This window comes from Pseudomonas sp. gcc21 (genome assembly GCF_012844345.1).
Classification (GTDB): Bacteria; Pseudomonadota; Gammaproteobacteria; order Pseudomonadales; family Pseudomonadaceae; genus Halopseudomonas.
In genome coordinates, this window is record NZ_CP051625.1 from 214,475 (window position 1) to 235,848 (window position 21,374).

At 55.6% G+C, this 21,374-nt stretch carries 22 protein-coding genes; 8 read left to right on the plus strand and 14 right to left on the minus strand.

What is annotated here, in order from left to right:
* Positions 1–58: 58 nt before the first annotated feature.
* A complete protein-coding gene (locus HG264_RS01090) occupies positions 59–1,363 on the minus strand; it encodes a site-specific integrase (protein ID WP_169405926.1) in 1,305 nt (434 codons plus the stop codon).
* 207 nt (positions 1,364–1,570) lie between these two features.
* Positions 1,571–1,858, minus strand: a complete 288-nt coding sequence (locus HG264_RS01095; protein ID WP_169405927.1) for a helix-turn-helix domain-containing protein — start codon at positions 1,856–1,858, stop codon at positions 1,571–1,573.
* 133 nt (positions 1,859–1,991) lie between these two features.
* On the opposite strand from HG264_RS01095, the gene HG264_RS01100 reads away from it, so the two are divergent.
* From HG264_RS01100 to HG264_RS18755, 4 genes are all read left to right on the plus strand, one after another.
* Positions 1,992–2,168 (plus strand): hypothetical protein, encoded by a 177-nt coding sequence (locus tag HG264_RS01100; protein WP_169405928.1) that lies wholly within the window; start codon positions 1,992–1,994, stop codon positions 2,166–2,168.
* Between the two features lie 327 nt (positions 2,169–2,495).
* A complete protein-coding gene (locus HG264_RS18680) occupies positions 2,496–2,795 on the plus strand; it encodes a BPSL0761 family protein (RefSeq protein ID WP_306085224.1) in 300 nt (99 codons plus the stop codon).
* A gap of 73 nt (positions 2,796–2,868) precedes the next feature.
* Complete coding sequence (locus HG264_RS01105; protein ID WP_169405929.1) at positions 2,869–3,588, plus strand: hypothetical protein; 720 nt, start codon at positions 2,869–2,871, stop codon at positions 3,586–3,588.
* A complete protein-coding gene (locus tag HG264_RS18755) occupies positions 3,509–3,679 on the plus strand; it encodes an AlpA family transcriptional regulator (protein WP_169405930.1) in 171 nt (56 codons plus the stop codon). Before HG264_RS01105 ends, HG264_RS18755 begins: the two co-directional genes overlap by 80 nt.
* 113 nt (positions 3,680–3,792) lie before the next feature.
* Here HG264_RS18755 and HG264_RS01115 read toward each other — a convergent pair whose 3' ends face one another.
* The 11 genes from HG264_RS01115 to hsdR all read right to left on the minus strand — a co-directional run bounded on the left by HG264_RS01115 (position 3,793) and on the right by hsdR (position 14,584).
* The gene (locus tag HG264_RS01115; protein WP_169405931.1) at positions 3,793–4,215 is read right to left on the minus strand and encodes a hypothetical protein; all 423 of its coding nucleotides are present in this window, start codon (positions 4,213–4,215) and stop codon (positions 3,793–3,795) included.
* A complete protein-coding gene (locus tag HG264_RS01120; protein ID WP_169405932.1) occupies positions 4,212–4,523 on the minus strand; it encodes a hypothetical protein in 312 nt (103 codons plus the stop codon). Before HG264_RS01120 ends, HG264_RS01115 begins: the two co-directional genes overlap by 4 nt.
* Complete coding sequence (locus HG264_RS01125; protein WP_169405933.1) at positions 4,520–5,119, minus strand: AAA family ATPase; 600 nt, start codon at positions 5,117–5,119, stop codon at positions 4,520–4,522. Before HG264_RS01125 ends, HG264_RS01120 begins: the two co-directional genes overlap by 4 nt.
* Positions 5,119–6,381: a radical SAM protein gene (locus tag HG264_RS01130; protein WP_169405934.1), complete on the minus strand. Its 1,263-nt coding sequence runs from the start codon at positions 6,379–6,381 to the stop codon at positions 5,119–5,121. Before HG264_RS01130 ends, HG264_RS01125 begins: the two co-directional genes overlap by 1 nt.
* 63 nt (positions 6,382–6,444) lie before the next feature.
* On the minus strand, positions 6,445–7,041 hold the full coding sequence (locus tag HG264_RS01135) for a hypothetical protein (protein ID WP_169405935.1): 597 nt from the start codon (positions 7,039–7,041) through the stop codon (positions 6,445–6,447).
* 154 nt (positions 7,042–7,195) lie between these two features.
* Positions 7,196–7,537 carry a hypothetical protein gene (locus HG264_RS01140; RefSeq protein WP_169405936.1) on the minus strand — a complete coding sequence of 114 codons (342 nt, stop codon included), beginning with the start codon at positions 7,535–7,537 and terminating at the stop codon, positions 7,196–7,198.
* Positions 7,534–8,106 carry a hypothetical protein gene (locus tag HG264_RS01145; RefSeq protein ID WP_169405937.1) on the minus strand — a complete coding sequence of 191 codons (573 nt, stop codon included), beginning with the start codon at positions 8,104–8,106 and terminating at the stop codon, positions 7,534–7,536. Before HG264_RS01145 ends, HG264_RS01140 begins: the two co-directional genes overlap by 4 nt.
* Before the next feature lie 28 nt (positions 8,107–8,134).
* Positions 8,135–9,856, minus strand: coding sequence for a restriction endonuclease subunit S (locus tag HG264_RS01150; RefSeq protein ID WP_169405938.1), 1,722 nt, complete (start codon positions 9,854–9,856; stop codon positions 8,135–8,137).
* Complete coding sequence (locus HG264_RS01155) at positions 9,853–11,322, minus strand: class I SAM-dependent DNA methyltransferase (RefSeq protein WP_169405939.1); 1,470 nt, start codon at positions 11,320–11,322, stop codon at positions 9,853–9,855. The genes HG264_RS01150 and HG264_RS01155 overlap by 4 nt, the downstream gene beginning before the upstream one ends.
* Before the next feature lie 2 nt (positions 11,323–11,324).
* A complete protein-coding gene (locus HG264_RS01160; protein ID WP_169405940.1) occupies positions 11,325–12,179 on the minus strand; it encodes an HNH endonuclease in 855 nt (284 codons plus the stop codon).
* A gap of 38 nt (positions 12,180–12,217) precedes the next feature.
* A complete protein-coding gene (gene hsdR, locus HG264_RS01165; RefSeq protein WP_169405941.1) occupies positions 12,218–14,584 on the minus strand; it encodes an EcoAI/FtnUII family type I restriction enzme subunit R in 2,367 nt (788 codons plus the stop codon).
* 450 nt (positions 14,585–15,034) lie between these two features.
* On the opposite strand from hsdR, the gene HG264_RS01170 reads away from it, so the two are divergent.
* Complete coding sequence (locus HG264_RS01170) at positions 15,035–15,514, plus strand: hypothetical protein (RefSeq protein ID WP_169405942.1); 480 nt, start codon at positions 15,035–15,037, stop codon at positions 15,512–15,514.
* A 445-nt stretch (positions 15,515–15,959) separates the two neighbouring features.
* Here the strand turns inward: HG264_RS01170 and HG264_RS01175 are convergent, their stop codons facing one another.
* Positions 15,960–17,969, minus strand: coding sequence for an acyltransferase family protein (locus HG264_RS01175; protein WP_218573029.1), 2,010 nt, complete (start codon positions 17,967–17,969; stop codon positions 15,960–15,962).
* A gap of 480 nt (positions 17,970–18,449) precedes the next feature.
* Between HG264_RS01175 and HG264_RS01180 the strand changes: the two genes are divergently transcribed.
* The 3 genes from HG264_RS01180 (at position 18,450) to HG264_RS01190 (ending at position 21,107) form a co-directional block, all read left to right on the plus strand.
* Positions 18,450–20,486, plus strand: a complete 2,037-nt coding sequence (locus HG264_RS01180; protein WP_169405943.1) for a PhoX family phosphatase — start codon at positions 18,450–18,452, stop codon at positions 20,484–20,486.
* Between the two features lie 110 nt (positions 20,487–20,596).
* Positions 20,597–20,827 (plus strand): Sec-independent protein translocase subunit TatA, encoded by a 231-nt coding sequence (locus HG264_RS01185; protein WP_169405944.1) that lies wholly within the window; start codon positions 20,597–20,599, stop codon positions 20,825–20,827.
* Between the two features lie 13 nt (positions 20,828–20,840).
* Positions 20,841–21,107 carry a twin-arginine translocase TatA/TatE family subunit gene (locus tag HG264_RS01190; RefSeq protein ID WP_169405945.1) on the plus strand — a complete coding sequence of 89 codons (267 nt, stop codon included), beginning with the start codon at positions 20,841–20,843 and terminating at the stop codon, positions 21,105–21,107.
* The last annotated feature ends 267 nt before the right edge of the window (positions 21,108–21,374 follow it).

A 21,374-nucleotide genomic window follows, 5' to 3' on the forward strand; every position in this document is an offset into this window, starting at 1 on the left:
TGTGTTCAGGCGATCCGACCGTCTGGGTCGCTGGCGGGATAGATGAAAGAGCTCGTGCTCAGCACCACGTCCCGCCGCCTGATGTCAGATAATCTGCCCACGCCTGCATCAGCACGCGGCGCTCATCAAGTAGCTCATCCCGAGCATAGGCCGCACGAGTGGCATCATCGTTGACGTGAGCTAACGCCAGCTCGGCCCATTCATCAGGGAAACTGGTGAGGTCGCCGCTGGACATGCGGTAGCTGGTGTTGCGACGAGACCAATCTTTGAACGTGCTTCGAGCTGTGCCATGTGGCGTGGCTATACGCTGTTGCTCTCTGTCCAGGTATCCCTTGCCGCCCTTGTTGATCGACTGCTGATGCATGTCTTTAATCAGTTTGGAAAGCGTGTTATCTGACAAGGCCATGCCATTCTTGCCGGGGAAGATCAGTTTTGACCTCGACGCGCGTGAGCAGCATTCAAGCACATTAACGGCGTCGCTCGATAGCGGCACCCGGTGCAGCCGACCGGACTTCATTCGTTCGGCTGGCACGGTCCAGACCCGACTTTTAAAGTCTATTTCGTCCCAGGTGGCACCTCTGATTTCACCCGATCGCGCTGCGGTTAGAACGGCGAAGGCGAGGGCGCGCGCGCTGACCGATTCTCGGTTCAAGAGATCGTCCAAAAAGCCTGGAACCGCCTCGATTGAAACTCGCGGATGGTGTTTCTTCCCTCCGGCTTTCCTGGCCAGTTTGGAGGGATCAGGGAGCCGGCCCTTCAGCGATTCGGGCCAAGATGCCGGACTCGGACCGCTACAGTAGCGGTTCTGAATCGCGTAGGTGAATACGTTGTCCATCCGCTGGCGGACGCGCGTGGCGGTTTCGTTTTTGGTCAACCACAAGTCACGAAGGGCGCCAAGAACATCGTCTGCCGTTATTTCTGCAATGGCGCGGTCTCCGAAATGAGGAAAAGCATAGGTTTCGAGCGTGTTGATCCACTGAGCCGAGTGTTTTGCGTTCTTAAACTCCAGTTTTTTGACCGCGTAGACCTCGCGTGCAAGCTCGACAAAGGTTCGCCTCTGGGCCTGGCTAGCGACAAGAGCAGCCTTAGCCTCCTTGCGCGCCTCGATGGGATCAATGCCGGAACGAATCGACTCTCGCATCTCCCGGGCGGTGAGTCGAGCGCCGGCCAAAGTCACTGCGGGATAACCGCCCAAGCCGATGTCTCGGCGTCTGCTTCCGACCATGGTGCGCAGTATCCAGGAGCGCGACTGTCCGGAGCCGACCTGGAGCAAAAGCCCCGGAACACCTCCGACGGCGTAGAGACCCGGAAAGGTTAATCGTCTAACTTCGGTGGCAGATAGTTCTTTGGCGATACGGGGCATCAATCAGGAACCGGCAGGTTAAGTATGAGTCGCCAAGTTCCGATTCGTCAGGCCTAGCAACCGTGTACTAGGGGATTCTCTCAACAAACGTCAAAGCAGCAAGCGCCCCCCAGGATGGGAAGCGTACGGTGAGGTGGCAGGGGCGGGGGGCGCTCTAATTCCGGATTAGCTTCGTTTGGAGGGCTGGTCGGCCAGCGCTACAAGCAGCTATCGCTGCCCACCCAGCGCTTCAATTTCCTCGCGCACCTGACGCAGCAGATCATCGAGGCTGAGCGTACTGTCTTTTTGAAGATACGTAGCCGCAAGCAACGAAAGCGGGTGCACGTCCAGCACCGAAGCTAGCTGTCCAACCTTGTCTATGGTCGGGTTTTTTAGACCCCGTTCCAGTGCGCTGAGGTAAGTCCGGCTGCTGATCGTATCAAAGTCTTCTTGGGCCAATTTGCGCTGTTTCCTGAATCGCTTGAGGACGGTTCCGAACGCTTCATGATCTTCCATACGATTGCTCCGTAAAAGGAAGTATGAGGCCTCGCTGAATACTATAGCGCTACAAGCTATAGTGTGCAAAAAATTGGGCGTATGGCTGGTGTAGGCTCGTCCAGCTTCAAAAATTCGAAGCGAGGACCGCACGATGATCTTCACCACCCACGCCAACTGGCTGATCAATAGCTATTTTGAAGAAGGCGTGCTTCCGCTGGGCGAGCGGTTTTACGCGATGATCGAGTTGGGCCTCAATATCCCGATCTACGTAGTCGAGGTTCTTTATGACGTGGGGAAGGAGATGCGAATTGGCAGCGGTTTCTTGTGAGCCAGTTTGACGACGCGCTCAGACTGGTTCAACCCGGCATGGAGAGTCGTGCGATAAGCATCCTGCTGCCCAGGCCGGCATCCGCTAGTTATGATATGGCGCTCGGGTTCATTGAGCGAGTCAAAGTAGGCAAAACTAAAGACGGTAGGGTTTCACGGTTGTTTACCTGCTCAGGAGGTAAGCAATACATGGATCCTGGCCATACGTTCCAGGGACTGACGAGGAAGCGGCCTCGTTAAGCCCTAAAACCATCTATCTGAATACGAAGTCCAAGCCGGTGGCTTTTGTGGACGACGATGATGAGCGATGAGGAGCTCGTCCCCGACTATGCCAGATGAGCGGACCAGAGCCGTACTGGAGACGAGAGAATTTCTATCGGGCATAACGCAGAACGTAGCGGTGCCGGACGAGGTACGGCGAAAGGCGAAGGCAATACTGAGGCTTTACGCCGACCGGCGCCATTTGGCGTCCGTGGCGAACGTTTACGCGAAGTTGAGTTCGGCGGCGCTTGATGACCAGAGCGTGGAGTTGTTTTTGATGAATGGCCCCGTCTTCGAGGATCCAGAGCGCGCAGACACGGGAACATCTCAAAGCATCCGTCAGAAACACCGTAGGAACATGTTATGAGCACTAAAATCTCCTTCGCGACGGGCCTTAGTTTCATCTCTGGGAAGAGCTTTTCTCTCAGGACAACGCAGAGGTGTTTCTCAAGATCGAATATCCACGAGGGATCGCCTTCGAGCGGTGTTCGGAGAATCAAAAGGAGAGCGTGATCGTAGCCATCCCAACCGAGGTGATGGATCGTATCGCAGGCTCATGGATCGAGAAGCGGAAATCCGACGCCGCAGCTTGGGTGTCCGAAGCAGACATGGGCGCCTCGCCGATCGAGGCAGAAGAAAGCGTTCTTGAGGGTTGCGCCGCGACAGGCCTCATTGAGGCTCCCGCCGCCAAAGAGTCTGCCGAGATGCAGATGCGCTATATCCAGCGCGTACCTAAAAGCTATCTAGTGCGCAAGGTCGTACGTGGAAAGGTAAAGCAGCGATTCTTCCCAGCGGTGTTCCAGAAACATGTCCACTTTGACGACATGCCCTATCCTCAAATCTATCGCATGCCTCCCGTTCCGACACCTCTAGGCGCTGTCGATTCGTCATTCGAAGACCATCCGTTCGCCAACCTAAAAAAATCTCGCGCTCCAAATGCTGATCGTCAGCTTCTCAGGCCAAGGTCCGGGCTGCGCGCTCCCGTCGGAGCTTCAAACGCCGAATTTGCTGAATTAGCCAACCCCAGGCAGCGCTGTGATCCTTCAAACTCCGCTGACAAACCCAAAGCAGGAAAAGGTCATGTTCTTCACGGTGAAAGAGGTCGCAGAGCGGTACAAGGTCAATGCATCGACGATCTGGCGTTGGCAAAGGAAGGGTAAATTCCCAAAGCCGATAAAGATTGAAGGTGTCACGCGTTGGACCGAGAAGACGTTAGAGGTATACGACGAGGCGCTGGCGGATATGGAGTGACGTCATCGGCATCTGAAAAGATTATGGGCGAACCGAATCGCCCCCAGTATTCAAACAGCCCGCCTTTGCGGCATGGTTGGATGATCGCTCGCCAGACCTGTGGGCGATTGCGGCTAGGTACAAAAATCCGGACAAGACCCGAAATGTTTTTCGTATAGCTCGACAGTTTCGGCTAATGCCGCTTCAGACTCGTTGTAGTCCTCCTCGCCATATATGCCGAGGTAGGGATAGTGATCAATAAAGCGCCCAAACACGGCGTGGCAGTCCAGACGATAGGCTCGGGTATCAAGGATGTGTGCATGCCAAATGGCATGTGCCTCTTTGCTCGGTACCAGCGTGACGGAAGGGTATAGCTGTTTAAGTGTGAGGAAGCGTCGATACTCCCGCTCCGCTTTGTCCCATTCCGCCACGCTCATCGTGGCCCCAAGAGACGCCGTGTACTTGTGCTTCAGGCGTTCCAGATCGATACCCATGACCTGCGATTCCGAACCTTTACCGACTAGCTTTGAGTTAATTACTGGGGCGACGTGGCTCATAAGTTTTGTTTCCTTTGGTCAGCGAGCATGGGCAGAGAAGGACGTCTTCGTTTCAGCTCGCGGTCCAGACGCTGACGTGTGATCAGAGCGCACGGGGTGTAGCCACCTTTCGTTATCTGATAAATGAGCCGAAACGACAGTCCGATTTTGAAGCGCAGCAGGGTTTTACAACAACGGATGGGCTTGCCGCCTAGTGCCGTATAGGGGATGCCAGTCCTTAGTCGTTGGTCGATTGCCCGGGCCTTGCTCTGATAGCACGGCTCAAGCTGATGGGGGCACGCTGCAATTACTTCGTCGATCGTATTCATGGCCGTAACCCTCCCGGGCGGAGCGTACGCGCGAAGTAGTTCGCTATCGCCGAGGCAACCTTTTCGGCGGCACTCGCCTGATTCAGATCTGTTATATCTACCGATATGGTGGTGCGTGCCTCCAGCTCTTGCAGCACCGTCTGTTTAAAGCTCTCGCTGATGGTTTCTAAATCCTCGGCGGTCATGCCACGTTGGGCCAGCCGTGCCAGCCGGGTTGTTTCGTCCAGGGTGATCAAGACAATGATGTCAGGTGAAACCAAGTGAGGCCCGATTGCGTCGAGATCCGCGGCGACGCCCCGAGCCTTTGCGTAGGCGACTGTCGAAGCCCAGTAGCGGTCCATTACCACGGAGCGGCCTTGATTCACCGTCATATGCGCCTTGCGACCTTCGCAGGAAACGGTGGCTGTATAGAACAGCGCCTTGGCCAGTTGATCATCACCGAAGGCCGCGATTGCCAGACCGCGAATGTCTTTGAAGCTGTCCCCGGGTGTGCTCATGAACTGGGCGTCGAGTCTCGACGCCAGAACTCTGGCTAGTGTGGACTTTCCTACACCGTCCAGACCTTCCAATACGATAAAGCGCGCGACAGTAGTCATCACAGGGCCTCCGCAATCTGCGTCATGGCTTTGTGGTCTGCTTCGGAAAAGCTGTTACTGGCGACTACGATGGGGATAGCCTTGCCTACGCTTTCACGCAGACCGTATTTATCCTTTTGCTCGTACATGGGAGTGCCACGAAGCAGCATCAGAGGCCAGGCCATGATGCGAGGTGATCTCTGGCGTCTGCACCAATCCACCGACTCCTTGAAGCTGGCCAGAGTCTGGGTCGGTAAGCCGTAGATCAGGGATACCTCGAAGTCGAGGCCACGCTGTCTAACCATCGCCAGCTTCTGTTCCACCTTCGGCATGTTGTTCTGGCGATTGATGACCCGGCTTTCGAGCGCACTCGTGGTCTGCAAACCGAACTCCAGCGTGACATCAAGGCCTTTCAGCGCATCCAGGAACGCCTCAGTCAGCATCTCGAAGCGGCACTGCAGGGCAATCTTCGCAGTGACCCTCGCTCGTTTGAGTAGATCTAGGACAGCGATAGCGTGGGAGTCTTCAGTATGAAAAATCGGGTCCAATACCGAGATACGTTTGACGCCGTGTCGGGCAAAGAGCTCTGCCTCGGCTTGCAAGCGTTCCAGGTCGAACGCTCTGGTTGGCATGCGTCCGTCCGCGTCGCGATGTTGGCAGAAGCCACATTTGAATCTGCAGCCGCGTTGAGTCTCCCATCGCATTTCAGGAGCAATTCGCACCACACCCTCAACGAAGGGCGACGGCAAGCCGTCGAGCGGAAGTGTGGCATGGAGGCCCTTATCTGGGTCGCCGGCTGCGTGCACCCCGCATTGATCCAATGGCACGTCTTGGGCGAGGTGTAGCATGGCCCTTTCACCGGCGCCACGGACGAACAGATGTGCTTCGGGATAGGCAGCTTCAAGCTTTCCAGCAGGCATATAGCTGATCTGCGGCCCGCCGAGAACCACACGGGCCCCTTCCGGAAGCTGCAGATTTTTGATTATTCTGCAGACTGCATCGTCGTTCCAGACGAATGCCCCAAAACCGAGCAGCGAGCCAGGCCCCATCTCGTTCAGGGCGTGCTGGATGCGAGGCTGCAACTGCTCAAGGTCGAAAGCCTGATCATTGATGGTCGACTCCACCAACCGATAGCGGATGCCGGCGGATTTTAAAGTGGCTGCGATAGACGCAATGCCCAGACTGGTCTTGCCATCGCCTTTCCGGCGCCAGTCAATCGAGACTAGGACGACGTTGCGGGATGGTTGGGCGTTGCGGGTGGAATGGATAAGGTTGTCGTACATGACACTGCGCTCCCGTGTAAGTAGGAACGCAGTGTTAATCTGTGGAATCCACAACCAAGGGTTCTAGCGAAATGAATCCAATAGGTCGTCGAAGTCCTTTGCCTGCTGATATTCGCGCAAAATTAACGCGCTATATTTCTGCAGTAACGGATTGTCGGTATCCAGCTGCGCAGCACAGGCATGGGCTTGCTCCAGATCCCGGTTGAGATAGTGAATCATCATGCCGTCCCCCACTGAAAGCGCGGCAGTCTGAGCGGCCAGCGCTTTCAATAGGTTGCCCTTATGCGGCCCAAGTCCCATTTGCGGCAACGCGTCGGCAAAAGGGTTTGACAGTCGGGTGGTACCGAGGTCTGCAGTCGGAAGTAAGTCCAGGAAGCTCACCAGCTCCTGACGCAGCAAACCGAGTCCGGCCAGGCTTTGGCGGTGGAAAAACAGCTCGCGCGCCCAGTTGGCGTATTCCTCCCGATGCCTATCGGAACTGAGAAACTCCACTACGATTTTTGGCTCACCAAACACCCCTTGAAGCAGGATGGCGTTACGGAACAGCGTGATATGGGCTGGGTTCATACGAACCCGATTGCGACTCCCGGTACTGTAGGCGAGCGGGGCCCAATCAAGCTCAAGGAGCACCGGCTTGGTGCGGTCTATCTGCCGATGCACGTCATGCTTCCCGTGGAAGGACGGGCATAGTGCGTTGGCCAAGGTCTTGAGGCTATCGAGTAGCTTGCCGTGCTGTGAGAGTGGCTTAGCTAGTCCAAATTCGACGCACAATATTTGCTCGAAAACTTCAGATTGCTCGGGCCAGCCGGAACGATCAGTGATCACAGGCTTTGCCTAAAACGGAATCGATGTTGTCGTTACCGGTGTCCCAGCCGGAAAGTGCGGCTACTCGGCTCGCCAATTCATGCCAGTTTGTTGCACCGCAGTAACTTCTGCGCTGATACTCGCTGACTACGCCCATGCAGTAGCCGGCCAACATCGCCTCAGACAGGCTCGTCGTGGCAGCAGCCATCAAACGCTGCTGCTCATGGCTGGAGTAAATGGCGGTGAGCTCCTTACAACCTTGAACTAGCCTGGTCGAGTCGTCGGCAGCAGTGGACACCTGTGGCAGGGCGAGTGCCAGCAGCAGGGCGATGCATACAAGAGCCGACTTCATAGGCCTGGCTCCGTGGTTGGAGTGGCCGAATGTATTTCCGGTCGAAATCTCGGCTCGGTTGCCGGCTTCGTGCGGGGCAGTCTATGGCTGGAGGGGGCCGCCAGGTAGGTTGCGAAGAGGATAAGACTGAACCCGAGAATTTTCGATACGGGGTCGTCCATCATCAAAGCCTGCATGAATTCGCGCAGGTGATCGGTCGCTGTATCCACTGATTGTGTCCCTACCAGCACGCTGGCGACCAAGCCAATTAGTACCACTTCGACTATCATCAGTAAGCCCTGGTAAATCAGCAGACGACTGAATCCTCGTAGAAAGCCGAGACCAAAGTGTCGGCAGTACCGTACATGGCGCCAGATCAGCAGTCCCATCAGCACCATAAAGGCCCACTCGATCCTTGAAAGATCGGCAAGTCCGTCGCCGTACTCGAAGACGAGGACGGGTAGAAGGGCGATCATCATAAGGCCGCTCAACCAGATAAATCCGGTTTTAAGGGCGCTTAGTATCAGGTTGAAACCTTTGCTTAGGCCATTATCTAGTTTCCCTGTGAGGGACAGTTCTGGGTTGTGCATCCGTGCTCCTTGATTCTCGGTTGGTATTTCAGGCTGTTGCTTGCTCGACCAGTGCGCTGGTCAGTTGCTGCTTGACCTCACGAGCCTGGGTTAGGCGGCTTTTCAGTTGGTCACAAAGAGCCATGAGTTGTTCGACTTTGGCGACGATGCGGTGTTGTTCAGGCAACGGTGGGAAAGGGATGGGCGCGCGCTTCAGCTTTTCCTGAGAGATGTTCACTTGGCTGGCAGCCATACCGGATTTTGCTAGTTCCAAGTACATAGCAGTACCACCGGTGTTGAGACACAAGGCAATGTACCGACCAAATGCACCGACCTCGACAGGATGAAAACGAATTATCTTGTCCGAGATCATCAACCGAGGTCTCGTACGTTCGACTAAGCAGGAAATTCCCACCCTATTGGTTGGGCCGGCACGGGTAAAAAGAATATCTCCGATCTTTACTTCAGCATCCGGCCTAGGCTCAAGATGAGAGGGAAGCTCTTTGTTCTCGCCATCGAGATACTGCATCACCTGAACCGCTGTAGTTTTAAGGACCCCCCAGACACTATCACTTGGCGATGGCGTTGGCTCACAAGCTGGGCTCCAACCAGAATCCATACCAAGCGTGATATCTGCGAGCGATACCCAACACCATGAAAAAGGTACATCTTTGGTAGGAATTGCAATCTCGACGTTTGCGGCTCGCTTTGCGCTTTGACGTTGCCGATTCTGTAGAAGACGCTGCTTTTCAAGCTGAATACGCTCCAACCAATTGCGCGCTTCATCTTCTTCAGGATCTTGCGGCACCAGTTTGCCCATCACGGCCAGTTGCAGCAGGGTTTGCTTGAGGGCGTCGATGCTGGGTTCGGTGGTGAACAGGGTGTTAAAGTGTTCGGCCAGGCGCTGCCAGTTGGTGGCGAAATCGACTGCATCGCTGGCTTGGGTCAGGCTGTCGAGCAGCGCTTGCACCAGTTGGGCGTGAGCGCTTTCGGCGTCGGCCTGCTGGGCTTCCAGGCGGTCGCACAGGGCCATCAGTTCATCGACTTTGGCGACGATGCGGTGTTGTTCGGCGAGCGGGGGCACTGGAAACGGGTTTGCCTCGACAAAGCCTTTGGGCAATCGTTTCTGCCCCGCAGTGCCTGTCATCTTGGTTTCGCCAACAAGCAAGAATTGCGGCGATTTCAGATAGGCCAACACATACCGAGGGTTAAGAGTTCCACTAATAGGGCGCACAATGTGCAGCTCAGTCGTACCCGCGCCCAAACCATTCACGAGATTGGAAAAGACGCATGCTTTGCTGTTTTCAAAGCATGGTGTGATTTTCGCCACACCAATATCGCCCTCGGCAAAATGCGTGAAACCTTGTTTCACCTGACCCCAGAGACGAGGCTCTTGCGCATGCTGATCATCGAAGCGTGTGCCGATAAAAGTCATAGGCACAAACGAGACTTCTAGTGAGTCTGCTGCAGCATTACGGGGATTAACAAATGCCACTTGCGCTAATGCACTCCACTTCCAACCAGCTGGCAATTCAAATGGTTCTTCCTCAACCTCCGGCAGCGGTTTCTGCTTCTTGATCTTCCCTTCAGCCACCAACCGCGCCTTTTCCTCGGCAATCCGCTTTAGCAGCTCACTGGCCGGCTCATCAATCGGATCTTGCGGCACCAGCTTGCCGCGCACCGCCAGCTCAAGAATCAGCTCACGCAGCTTCTTGATACCATTCGGCGCACCGGCCAGCAGTAGCAGGTTGTCGGTGAGCAATGCAGTCATACGTGGCGCTCCAGCGCTTCGGCTAGCACGTCTTTAAGCTGGTCACGCAGATCGCTAATCTCGCTTTGCAGGGCGGCGTAACTGCGCAGCAGTTCATCCGGGTCATGGCTGACATGCTCGCCGATATGGGGGTTCTTACAGTCCAGGTTCCAGTTGCGTGCCCGCAGCTCATCGACGCTGACCTTCCAGGCGTATTCGTTTTCCACCCGCGCGGCAAAGCCATCGGCTTCGCTACCCCACCAGGCTGCTTCGACATCGAATTCTTCGATACGCATCGGGCGGGTCTTGCTGTAATTCTTGACGCCTTTCGGATACTGATGCTCGTAGAACCAAATGTCCTTGGTGGGCGTGCCCTTGGTAAAGAACAACAGGTTGGTTTTGATACCGGTATAAGGGTTGAACACGCCGTTGGGCAGGCGAACGATGGTGTGCAGGTTGCACTCGGTGAGCAGCTTTTCTTTAATGCGGCTCTTGATGCCTTCCCCGAAGAGAAATCCGTCAGGCAGCACCACGGCAGCGCGTCCACCGTCTTTCAGCAGGTGCATAATCAACACTAGAAACAGGTCTGCAGTCTCTCGGGTGCGGAAGGCGGCTGGGAAGTTGGTCTCGATGCCGTCTTCTTCCATGCCGCCAAAGGGTGGGTTGGCGACGATGCAATGTACCCGATCCTTTGGTCCCCAGCTGATCAGAGGCTTGGCCAGGGTATTGTCATGGCGGATCTGGCTGGGCACTTCGATGCCGTGCAGGATCATATTGGTGGTGGCCAGCAGATGAGGTAGCGGCTTTTTCTCTACGCCAAAGATGCTGGCCTGCAGGGTGCGCTCGTCGTCTGCGGTTTTCACGTAGCGGTTGCGCTTATGCTCGATGGTACAGGTAAGGAAACCGCCGGTACCGCATGCCGGGTCCATGACTTTTTCATCCAGCTTGGGATCGACCATGCGCACCATGAATTCGGTGACCGGGCGCGGCGTATAAAACTCCCCAGCGTTGCCAGCATTCTGCAGGTCGCGCAGTAACTGCTCGTAAAGGTTGCCGAACTCGTGGCGCTCCTGCGCCTTGTTGAAATCGACACCTTCCTGAATCTTGTTCACCACCTGACGGATCAGCTGGCCGGACTTCATATAGTTGTAGGCGTCTTCAAAGACGCCGCGCACCACGTAGGCGGCCGGGGTAGTGCTGAACTCATGCAGGTTCTGCAGGGTAGGGAGCAGTTGGCGGTCGAGGAATTCCTTCAGCTCGTCACCGGTCATCCCCTCCGGGTCGGCAGCCCAGTTGCGCCAGCGACAGCGCTCGGGGATCGGTGAACGGTAGCTGTCATCCATGAGCTCCCATTCCAACTCGCGGTCGTCGAAAATCTTCAAGAACAACAACCAGACAAGCTGACCGATACGCTGCGCGTCGCCATCAACGCCGACATCCTTGCGCATGATGTCCTGGATGGATTTGATGGTGGAGCTGATAGACATGACTACTTCCTGAAGAGGTGTTCGCGGTGCCACGCCAAGTAACCATGATGACGCGAATCGATCTGGCGTAGTCGAAGCTTGGGGGTAATATTGAGCGTTTGAGCGCTGTCAGGGTCGAGGTCATCGCGGAGTAATATCTGACCGATATCGTCGAAACTGATCAGGCCCTGGTCGAAGGCTAGGTCGAGGTTTGGTGTCAGTAAAAGGCCGTTGAACGGATCGAGCCGCTCAGCGCCGCTCGCGACGCACCAAGGCTTGATATGCGAGGCGAGTAACAATCTGGTGTCACCGCAGCCAGTCACAGCGCAGCCGTTCCAGTATTCGATAAGTTGTAACCTAAAGCTGGATTGACCTACGCGGGCCTTGATTAGAGCTGTGCGCTCAGTTACCGGTAACGCTTGCTCCGTCTCACTTAATTCAATAGCGGAAACTTTCTGTGCCGAGTCCGGTATCCATCCAATTTGGACAAGCGCCTCGTACAGTTCCGGGTGCATTGTCGCCTGGGTTTCTGGTTTGCCCGGAGCACCATAGAACGTCGCTAAACAATGTACCCAATAATCGAGGCTTGTAATGCCTAGGGCGTCGGCGAGCTCATGTGCGAGTTCGCCATACTTCAAATTGCCGGTGTTATAGGTCTCGTAGCCGCCGAGCTGCGCAATCTCACGCATACAAAGCGTTTGTTCTGGCGCAGATGCGTGCCCTATGAGCATAGCGCGTTGCGCATGACTCATCTCGTTCTCAATCTGCCTAAGCGCCATGGCATAACGCTTGGCGGAGGCTCTGCCCCGAATGATGGGTGGTGCGGTTTCCATCTTTTCCGCGAGAAGCGCGCGCCATGCGACTTTACTCATATCCATGTGTGTTACTCGATCGGTATACCCAAGCGGGCGTAGAGTCATGAAGCGTACAGCTCGTCTTCCAGCTCATGAATGGCCTTGCTGTAACCGGCCTTACCGCCAAATGCTTTGACCAGCTCCACTGGAGCCCCAATCTGGCTAAAGGGGTCGAGCTGAAGGATCTTGATATCTTCAATGTGTTCTATGCCGGTGTCAGCGTACTTTTCCAGCAACGCTTCCAGAACCTGGCGGGCGGCACCGGAGTATTTAGCGAAGTAGTTGCGCTTCTTCACCTGTTCGGCGCGCTCTTTACGAGATAGCGGGGGTTGATCAAAGGCGACGTGACAAATCAGGTCAAACGGATCTAGCGGAGTACCCTTTTTCTTCTCGACCTCCTCGGCCAATGCTTCCCACATCACACCTTGCGCAGCCATTTCGTCAATGATGGCCTTCTTCTGGTCAGCACTGCTCCAACGGCGCAGAAAATCATCCAGCGAGGCGAACTGTTTCATCACGCATGTGCGGGTGTAATCGTGCAGTGACTCGGTGATCAGTCTGCCATCCGGGCCGTAGTATTGTACCCGCTCGGCTATCACAGAAATGGGTATGTTATCGATGACGTATTTGATCCGCCTACCGCCTTCTTCCCCTTCGGGAAAATCGAAGACGTCTGGCTGCCCGGGGTCTTCAGGGTTCAGCCAGTCCCCGCCATCGATAATGTCGTCCGGTGGCACAGGGGAGTCATCACCACCTGGTGTGAAGATCACTACGGGTTCACCATCAAAGGCCGGGTCGGCGAACAGCTCAGTGGCCTTTTTGAAATCCATGATGGTGAACCAGTACTTTTCAAAATCTTCGTTGATGCGCGTGCCCCGACCGATGATTTGCTTGAATTCAGTCATGGATTTGATGTGTTGATCCAGCACGATCAACTTGCAGGTCTGTGCGTCTACACCGGTGGTCATCAACTTGCTGGTAGTAGCGATGACCGGATAGCGGGATTCCGGGTCGATGAAGTTATCCAGCTCGGCTTTGCCCTCCTGGTCATCGCCAGTAATCCGCATCACGTACTTGCGGTTTTCTGCGACTCGTTCGGGATTGAGATTGACTAACGCCTGACGCATGCGCTCGGCATGGTTGATGTCATCGCAGAACACGATGGTTTTCTGGAAAGGATCAGTTGCTTTGAGAAAATCCGTAACCTTCTTCGCTACCAGTTGGGTGCGCGCCTCGATCACCAGGGTGCGATCCATATCCTTGAGATTGTATATACGGTCCTCTATCAGCTCTCCGTTCTTGTCGAGCATGCCCTTGGGCGGCCGCCAGCCTTGGAGGTCCTTGTCGAAATCGATGCGAACGACTTTGTAAGGGGCGAGGAAGCCGTCTTCGATGCCCTGCTTGAGGGTGTAGCTGTAAACAGGCTCGCCGAAATAGGTAATGCTGGAGACCTCTTTGGTTTCCTTCGGTGTCGCGGTGAGACCAACATGGGTGGCGCTAGAAAAGTACTCGAGAATCTCCCGCCACGCGGAATCTTCCGCTGCACTGCCGCGGTGGCACTCGTCGATGATGATCAGGTCGAAGAAGTCCCTGGAGAACTGCTTGTAGATGTTCATTTCCTCTTCAGAGCCGGTCACGGCCTGATAGAGGGAGAGATAAATCTCGTATGAGGTGTCGATCTGGCGCTTGGCGATTTTGGTCATCGCCTGGCCGAAGGGCTTGAAGTCGTTGTTTTTGGTCTGGTCGACCAGAATATTGCGGTCGGCCAGGAACAGGATGCGTTTCTTCTGCCGTGATTTCCACAACCGCCAGATGATCTGAAAGGCGGTGTAGGTCTTTCCTGTACCAGTGGCCATGACCAGTAGAATACGATCTTGACCGCGAGCGATGGCTTCTATGGTGCGGTTGATGGCGTTGGTCTGGTAGTACCGCGGCATGCGGCCGGAGCCGTCGTCGTAGTAGGGCGCCTCGACCTTCTGCCGTGCCTGATGATCCAGCCCCTTCCATTGACAGTAGCGTTGCCACAGCTCCTGAGGGCTGGGGAACTGATCTAGGCTGAGCTGGGTTTCGACTTGGCTGCCGGTGCCGCTGCGGTCATGGAACAGGAAACCGTCGCCGTTGCTGGAGAACACGAAAGGAACGTCCAACGACTCGGCATAACCCAGGGCTTGCTGCATGCCGGAGCCTATTGACTGCTTGTTCACTTTGGCTTCGATAACAGCCAAAGGCAGGTTGGGCTGGTGATAGAGGATGAAGTCTGCTCGGCGGGACTCGCCACGGCTATGCAGCTTTCCTCGGACGATGATTCGGCCCTTGGTGAAGCTCACCTCTTCACGCACCTGCCGGTGCATATCCCAGCCGGCGCGTTGAATGGCGGGAAAAATGTACTTACTGCAGATGTCCCGCTCTGAAAGCGATTTCTTGTCCATCTTCCGATCCTTGGTGGCGCAGAAAGCGCACCCCGCTCCTAAGAAAAAGCACGACTATCATGGGTTTTTGAACCACGGCGCCCGTAGCTTTCGTACTCTTGGGGCAAAACGTTGGTGCAGTGCAGTGCAGTGCAGTGCAGTGCAGTGCAGCCTGCCACGGCACGTGCTATTTCACAATCGCATCGGCTGCATATGAGCTGAGCTTGACGCTTGCCGATATTATTTACGTTGCAGCGCTTGGGGGGCATTCTAACCCAAGAGGCTATGAGTTCGCTGACGTTGGATCATCTGGGTGGATTTGATCGTTTGGTCGGTTTGTCGGGGTTAGACGGTGGAGGTTCTCCCACTGTTGGGGGCCACAGCCGCGATCGATTGTTATTAGAATAGCCGCGCGCAGCCAGAGATTACCTTTCTTGGCTACGGCCAGTTCATCACATGCATGGAGGCAAGATGAAAAGCGCTACCTATCTCGGCCATTTCCTTCAAAAGCTATATCTGGTGTTGCTTGGCTTGGTTGCAGCGGCAATGTCGATCTTGCCGATAAGCGCCTTCGTATGGCTGATCTTCACTTGGGACCACGTCGAAGCCTATGCCCCTGCAGTGGCATTAATGTTAGGGATGACAGTGAGTGCATTAGTCGTCCTTACTTCAAAAAGCTTCCCTCATCGATCAATAAACGTGGTTTCCGGTTGCTACGGGACAGTAATGTTATTTTTTCTAGGCTACGCCATCTTCGTCGCCTCGATCCCCGAGAAAAAACCATTTACACCGTTGAGCGCTGAAGAAAGTAGAGCGTTTGAGATCAAAGAAGAATGTCGCACATTGAAGCGTCGGTACAGGGAAGGGGCAATGGCAGCCTTTGAGGGGCGCTCTTCGCCCTATGGCGATATCGTTATACCAAGCCATTGTCGCAACCTGCAGGTCAACTGAAACCGGACGGGGCCCGCGTTTGCCTTATGCCTTATGCCTTCGCTTAGCGCATTCGTTGTTGATTTCGCCGCTCTGAAAACCGAGACGGTTTCCAGTCCTCCACCGTTCTCGTTATTAGGCGCCTTCACCAGTGCCGCTGGATAATCTTACCCAACATCCTACCCCACATAAGCGCTGCTATTGGGCGACACGGTATGAGACGCCATGCAAGGACTGGTTCCGAAAAAAGCTATTAGAAACAATAGGATGCAGAACGAAAGTGCGCGTAAGTGCGTGTGGCTGCTCGCTTAGCGGCGGACTGACTCTCCGCCAGATCTGCCTCAAGAGCCCAGCGAAAGCTGGGCTTTTTTGTTTCCACAACTGCAAAGGTGGAGCGGGGCGGTGCCGGTGGCGGTTTGAACAATACGTCAGGACTTCGCTGTTCGCCGCCATCCGGCGCACGGTTCTAGTTGATGGGCGCATCGGCGCTCGCCACCGGCGTCGTGTGCTTATCCAGGTCCCGTTCGAGCTCTGCTTTGAGTACCTTGCCGAAACGCAGCTCGCCAGCGATGGTCCAGTGGTCACCGTCGCGAAAATACAGGTTCTGACAGTCGATCAGCTGATTGCCTCCGCTGAGGTTGAGTGTCTTGATGGAGGAGCGGTAGTCGATCCCTTCATAGCTCCGTGCTGTGTTGGCGATTCGGTTATCAAGCTGTTCGAACGTATCGCGAAGGGATTTGCGGATTTCAGGTGGTGATTCACAGCCGTGGAGAACATATTCCCTGGGCAGGATATGTGGTTCAGTCCAGGGGCCGAGCCAGACGACACGTGAGTATTGCTTGAGCTGGTGCAGGTATTGCAGCGTTCCGTCTATATAGTGCTCGTTTGGCTGGAAACCCGAGTGACTCTGTTCACTCAGGGCTGCGCGTGAAACGGTGCGGCCTTCTGGTGTTTGCAGCAGATAAAAGCCGGCTTCGTTGAATATCACGGTATGGAAAAGATCCGGATGCTGCTGCAGCAACTCACGAAACCCTTCGTACTGACATCTGTCCTGGTGTGGGTACGGGATGCAGCCGTTCTGCAGAAAGCCGACGATGAACTGCTCGTCCATGTTTACTGACAGCGCATTGAATACGTTCATACCGTGTGAGTCCCCCAGAATCGCGAGACCGGGGCCGTGCATCTCTCGGCATTTCAGTATCCGGTCTGTCATGGCGGGGGTGATCAGCTCGCGTGCAAAATTGCAGGGTTCATCCAGCCGTGGATACTGCTTGGGTTCATTGCTTTCGACCAGTTCCAGAGCCCGCAGTTGATGGCCGGTCAGTTTCTGCTCGTGCATTTGAATGGGAGCGGGATAAAAGGAGGCAAAGACGGTGCCCATGAACAGGGTAGCTGACAAGGCCAGGGCTCCGGCAAAGACGGTTCTGCGAGGAAATTTGCGGCGCTCGCGGAAAGGATTTTCTACATATCGCCAGGAGAGATACGCCAGCACAAACGTCAGCGTAATCAGGCAGAGAAAATCCACCACGTCGAGATTGTTGAGCGTACGTATCCGCGCAAAGGCAAAGAGCGGTTGATGCCACAGGTAAGCGCTGTAACTCATCAGGCCAACGAGTACGACGGGTGGCAGCGCCAGTAGCTTTCCGACGACTGTTCGATGATCGGCGAACGCAATGATCAATGCCGTCCCTACAACGGGGGCGAGCGCATAGACGCCGGGAAACGGCGTCTGGGCGTCATAAGCGAAGATAGCAAAGACGATCAGCGACACACCTGTCAGAGATAAGGCCTCGGCAAGCCAGCGTGTGGCGCTGGACCAGTATTGCGCGGTCAGAGCCACTAAGGCACCGGCAAGCAATTCCCATGCGCGGGAGGGGAGCAGGTAGAAGCTGGCGGAGGGGTGCGTGACAGTCAGTCGTGTCGCAAGAATGATTCCGCCAATGATAGCGAGCGCGATGCCGAGAACCAGCACTCGTTTGTCCAGCCGCCTTACTAGTAGAAGACACAGAGGAAAGAACAGATAAAACTGCTCCTCGACGGCCAACGACCAGGTATGTAACAGGGGCGTCAGCTCAGCCCCGGTACTGAAATAATCTGTGTCCCACCAGAAGTAGATATTGGATGCAAACAGCTGGATGGCAGCAATGCTGTAGAGGAATTCGCGAAACTCCGAGGGGAGCATCCACCACCAGGCGAAGGGAATGCAGCACAGGGTGACCAGGGTAAGGGCGGGATAAAGGCGACGAACGCGCCGTTCATAGAAACGCGTCAGGCTGAAACTACCGTTGTGTATCTCGTTATAAAGGATCGAAGTGATCAGGTAGCCGCTGATTACAAAGAATACGTCGACGCCCACGAACCCGCCGGCCATGGCTTCGAACCCCGCATGGAAGAAGATGACGGGAATAACTGCCAGAGCACGTAAGCCGTCTATCTCGGCGCGGTATGTGATGGTGCGGGCATGCGTCGGTTGCATTGCAGTGTGCTCTCGAGTCTGCAAGGCCCTCTGAGCGACAGGACAACGGCCGATGATTACGTATGGTCTGCGTATGGCTACGCGTGATCACCCGTCTGTTCGGTAGCCGCATTGGTAATTCGGGAGCGGGTGAGGTGGTGCAAACAGACAGGCGTTTCGCGCCATGCGCCGCTGCGTCCTGACATGAGCCAAGCCCGGCTTATGAGGCAGCATGACGCGCGACTGTATAGGGTAATGCGAGAAATACAGGGTGGATTCCGGTGCCAGGTCTGGCAGCGAACCTTCTCAGCTCTGTGAGAACGCAGGGCCAGCTCAATGTTCCGTTAGACCGCACAGAGAAGCGCGCCTCGTCACAAAATTGACGTCTGATTCCAAGTCGCCATTTTTATTTCACAAATCGTTCATTCGTTTGTCCGCAGCTTGTCACCCTGGCTCCTCATCATGTGCCGGCATTCAAACAAACTTGATGAGGAACACCGGATGTCCACGGATTTGCAACGTCACGTGATCATGGTCGACAACGGCGATGCCGACGAGCCGCTTAGCACCCGCGAGATGAACCCGCTTTTTTCAAGCATTCTCGAAGCCCGTCTCGGCCGCCGCCAGATACTCAAGGGGAGTGCTGGTGCCGCTGCGATCGGTTTCATGGGTCTGGGGCTTGCCGGCTGTATCAGCGGTTCTGACGGTGATGATGACGAGCCGGAGTTGGCGCCAGGTGAAGAGCAGCCCTCAGCTTTGCTCGGTTTTGACGCTGTCCCGGTCAGCTTTGAAGATAAGATTTCGCTCCCTGAAGGTTACAGCCACCAGGTCCTGATTCCGTGGGGCACTTCTTTGGATGGCGATACAGGTTTCAGGATTGAAAGCACCGGTGAAGAGCAGGCCGATCAGGTGGGTTCGCACCATGACGGCATGCATTTCTTCCCGATCGATGGTAGCTCGGAAGATGGGCTGCTTGTGCTCAACCATGAGTACGTCGAGCCGCGCCTGATGCATGCTGCCTATGCTGGTAAGGATTTGAGTTCAGGTGCAGTGCTGCTTAGCTCGGATGAAAAACGGGTAGACGACGAAGTATTGAAAGAGATGAACGCGCATGGCGTGACAGTGGTGCGGATTATCCGGGGCGTGAACGGCGAGTGGCAGGTTCAGCCTGACGGATATAACCGTCGAGTCACAGCGCTGACGGAAATGAAGCTTTCCGGCCCGGTCGCTGGCAGCGACCTGGTCAAGACGAAATACAGTCCAACCGGTACCAAAACGCGCGGCACCCTCAACAACTGTGGCAGTGGCGTAACGCCGTGGAATACCTACATGGCTGCTGAAGAAAACTGGGCCGGGTATTTCGTCAACGAGGGAACCTACCCGCGTGAACATGAGCGGTACGGTGTGCCGCGCCCTAAGAAAGAAGGCGAGCGCGCTTCGGGTAAGTACGAGTGGCACCTGGCCGAATCCGGTAACGATGAGTATGTGCGTTTCAATGCTACGGCTAGCGAGGCGACGGCGCAGGAAGACTACCGCAACGAGCCGAATACCTTTGGCTGGATGGTCGAAATCGATCCTTTTGACCCTGAAAGCACACCGGTCAAGCGCACCGCCATGGGCCGCTTCGGACATGAGGGTGTGGTGTTCGCCCCGGTAGTCGAAGGCCAACCAGTGGTCTGCTATTCAGGCGATGACTCTCGCTTTGAATATATCTACAAGTTCGTCAGCCGCGATACTTACTACCAGACCAGCGCCTCGGGAGAATTGCTGGACAACGGAACGCTGTACGTAGCGCGCTTTAATGCTGATGGCAGCGGCGAATGGTTACCTTTGGTGTATGGCCAGAATGGTCTGGATGAGTCGAACGAAAAGCATGCGTTCGCCAGTCAGGCGGATGTACTGGTCAACACGCGTCTGGCTGCGGATCTGATGGGCGCAACGCCGATGGATCGCCCTGAATGGGGTGCCATCGACCCGGCCAACGGTGACGTGTATTTCACGCTGACCAACAACAGTCAACGCGGGGAAGACGATACCAACGAAGCCAACCCGCGCGGACCAAACACTCATGGCCACATCATTCGCTGGGCTGAGGCCGGCGGTGAGCATGCAGCGACTTCATTCGAGTGGGATATCTTCCTGTTTGCAGGCGACAGTGGCGAAAGTGGCAAGCCGACCAGTATCGGCTATGACCCGAACGGCGAAAAGCTGACCGCCGATAACATCCTGAGCTCCCCGGATGGCATGTGGATTGATCCCGACAGCCGCGTATGGATTCAGATGGATTCAGGCGATACTGATCCGTTCGGCAACTGCGCGATGCTGGTGGCCGATCCGACAACAGGCGAACTGAAACGCTTCCTCGTCGGACCGGTGGGGCAGGAAATAACCGGTATCAGCATGACGCCGGATCAGCGCACGCTCTTTATCAACGTTCAACACCCCGGCGGTGAGTGGCCTGATTACGATCCGTCCGTACCGCCGCGATCGGCGACCGTAGCGATTTGGAAGGATGACGGCGGCATAGTCGGAACCTGAATGTCTGTAGGCGCCGGCCGGGACGTTTCTCGGCCGAATCTGACCTTGGTCAAGTTGCTTGACGCTGTGGTGATATATAAAGCCAGAGCATTTACTTGTGGAGAATGGTTATGGGAATCGGCGGAATCAGCATCGGGTCGTTATTGATTGTTCTGGTCATCGTGATGTTGCTGTTTGGCACCAAACGGCTGCGTAGCATCGGGAGTGACCTGGGCGGTGCGCTTAGCGGTTTTCGCAAGGCCGTGAAGGAAAGCGATGACACCCGCGAAGCGCTCGCCGCAACGGTGGAGCATCAGGATACGCAGGGTTCGACAGTTCGCGCTGATCGCTCCGCAGCCTGAGTGAGGCGCGGCCATGTTCGATAGCGGGATGACCGAGTGGTTGGTGGTGGCGCTGGTGGCGTTGCTGGTATTGGGTCCCCAGCGCACCCTGACCACGATGAAGATGGCCGGACTGATGCTGGGCAAGGCGAAGGCTGCGTTGGCTGACGTTCAGCAACAGGTCGAAAAGGATCTGCCCACGGACGAGGTGGAGCTGCTCAAGGATAATGTGCAGGCGCTGCGACCTTCAAACGTAAAGAAAAAAGTTGTGGAGCTCGCGGTTGGCAGCGGGCAGCGCTAGGGTCACTGCCCAGCGTTGCGCGCCTATGGCAGCGTGGCTCGGCATGAGCACACGCGTGAGTGTTTGTGGGAAACAGCCGCGATTAATGCCCGGGCGAATCCTGTGTTTACCATTACACCGGATCGGTAGATCATCGCCAGATGGTCAAATGCCTATGCGTTCTCATTGGATCATTGCAAAACGAGCCTCGGCGAACTTCCTCAGTAGATAAGATGGGGCCGGGTCGTTCGGGTCCAGCGTTCTGCCAGCGAGTCCTGACTTCCTGCT

Bases quoted from the DNA above. Each gene is read 5' to 3' on its own strand.
- HG264_RS01090 (WP_169405926.1), bottom strand. From the start codon at position 1,363: ATGCCCCGTATCGCCAAAGAACTATCTGCCACCGAAGTTAGACGATTA.
- HG264_RS01095 (WP_169405927.1), bottom strand. From the start codon at position 1,858: ATGGAAGATCATGAAGCGTTCGGAACCGTCCTCAAGCGATTCAGGAAA.
- HG264_RS01100 (WP_169405928.1), top strand. From the start codon at position 1,992: ATGATCTTCACCACCCACGCCAACTGGCTGATCAATAGCTATTTTGAA.
- HG264_RS18680 (WP_306085224.1), top strand. From the start codon at position 2,496: ATGCCAGATGAGCGGACCAGAGCCGTACTGGAGACGAGAGAATTTCTA.
- HG264_RS18755 (WP_169405930.1), top strand. From the start codon at position 3,509: ATGTTCTTCACGGTGAAAGAGGTCGCAGAGCGGTACAAGGTCAATGCA.
- HG264_RS01115 (WP_169405931.1), bottom strand. From the start codon at position 4,215: ATGAGCCACGTCGCCCCAGTAATTAACTCAAAGCTAGTCGGTAAAGGT.
- HG264_RS01120 (WP_169405932.1), bottom strand. From the start codon at position 4,523: ATGAATACGATCGACGAAGTAATTGCAGCGTGCCCCCATCAGCTTGAG.
- HG264_RS01125 (WP_169405933.1), bottom strand. From the start codon at position 5,119: ATGACTACTGTCGCGCGCTTTATCGTATTGGAAGGTCTGGACGGTGTA.
- HG264_RS01130 (WP_169405934.1), bottom strand. From the start codon at position 6,381: ATGTACGACAACCTTATCCATTCCACCCGCAACGCCCAACCATCCCGC.
- HG264_RS01140 (WP_169405936.1), bottom strand. From the start codon at position 7,537: ATGAAGTCGGCTCTTGTATGCATCGCCCTGCTGCTGGCACTCGCCCTG.
- HG264_RS01145 (WP_169405937.1), bottom strand. From the start codon at position 8,106: ATGCACAACCCAGAACTGTCCCTCACAGGGAAACTAGATAATGGCCTA.
- HG264_RS01150 (WP_169405938.1), bottom strand. From the start codon at position 9,856: ATGACTGCATTGCTCACCGACAACCTGCTACTGCTGGCCGGTGCGCCG.
- HG264_RS01155 (WP_169405939.1), bottom strand. From the start codon at position 11,322: ATGTCTATCAGCTCCACCATCAAATCCATCCAGGACATCATGCGCAAG.
- HG264_RS01160 (WP_169405940.1), bottom strand. From the start codon at position 12,179: ATGGATATGAGTAAAGTCGCATGGCGCGCGCTTCTCGCGGAAAAGATG.
- hsdR (WP_169405941.1), bottom strand. From the start codon at position 14,584: ATGGACAAGAAATCGCTTTCAGAGCGGGACATCTGCAGTAAGTACATT.
- HG264_RS01170 (WP_169405942.1), top strand. From the start codon at position 15,035: ATGAAAAGCGCTACCTATCTCGGCCATTTCCTTCAAAAGCTATATCTG.
- HG264_RS01175 (WP_218573029.1), bottom strand. From the start codon at position 17,969: ATGCAACCGACGCATGCCCGCACCATCACATACCGCGCCGAGATAGAC.
- HG264_RS01180 (WP_169405943.1), top strand. From the start codon at position 18,450: ATGTCCACGGATTTGCAACGTCACGTGATCATGGTCGACAACGGCGAT.
- HG264_RS01185 (WP_169405944.1), top strand. From the start codon at position 20,597: ATGGGAATCGGCGGAATCAGCATCGGGTCGTTATTGATTGTTCTGGTC.
- HG264_RS01190 (WP_169405945.1), top strand. From the start codon at position 20,841: ATGTTCGATAGCGGGATGACCGAGTGGTTGGTGGTGGCGCTGGTGGCG.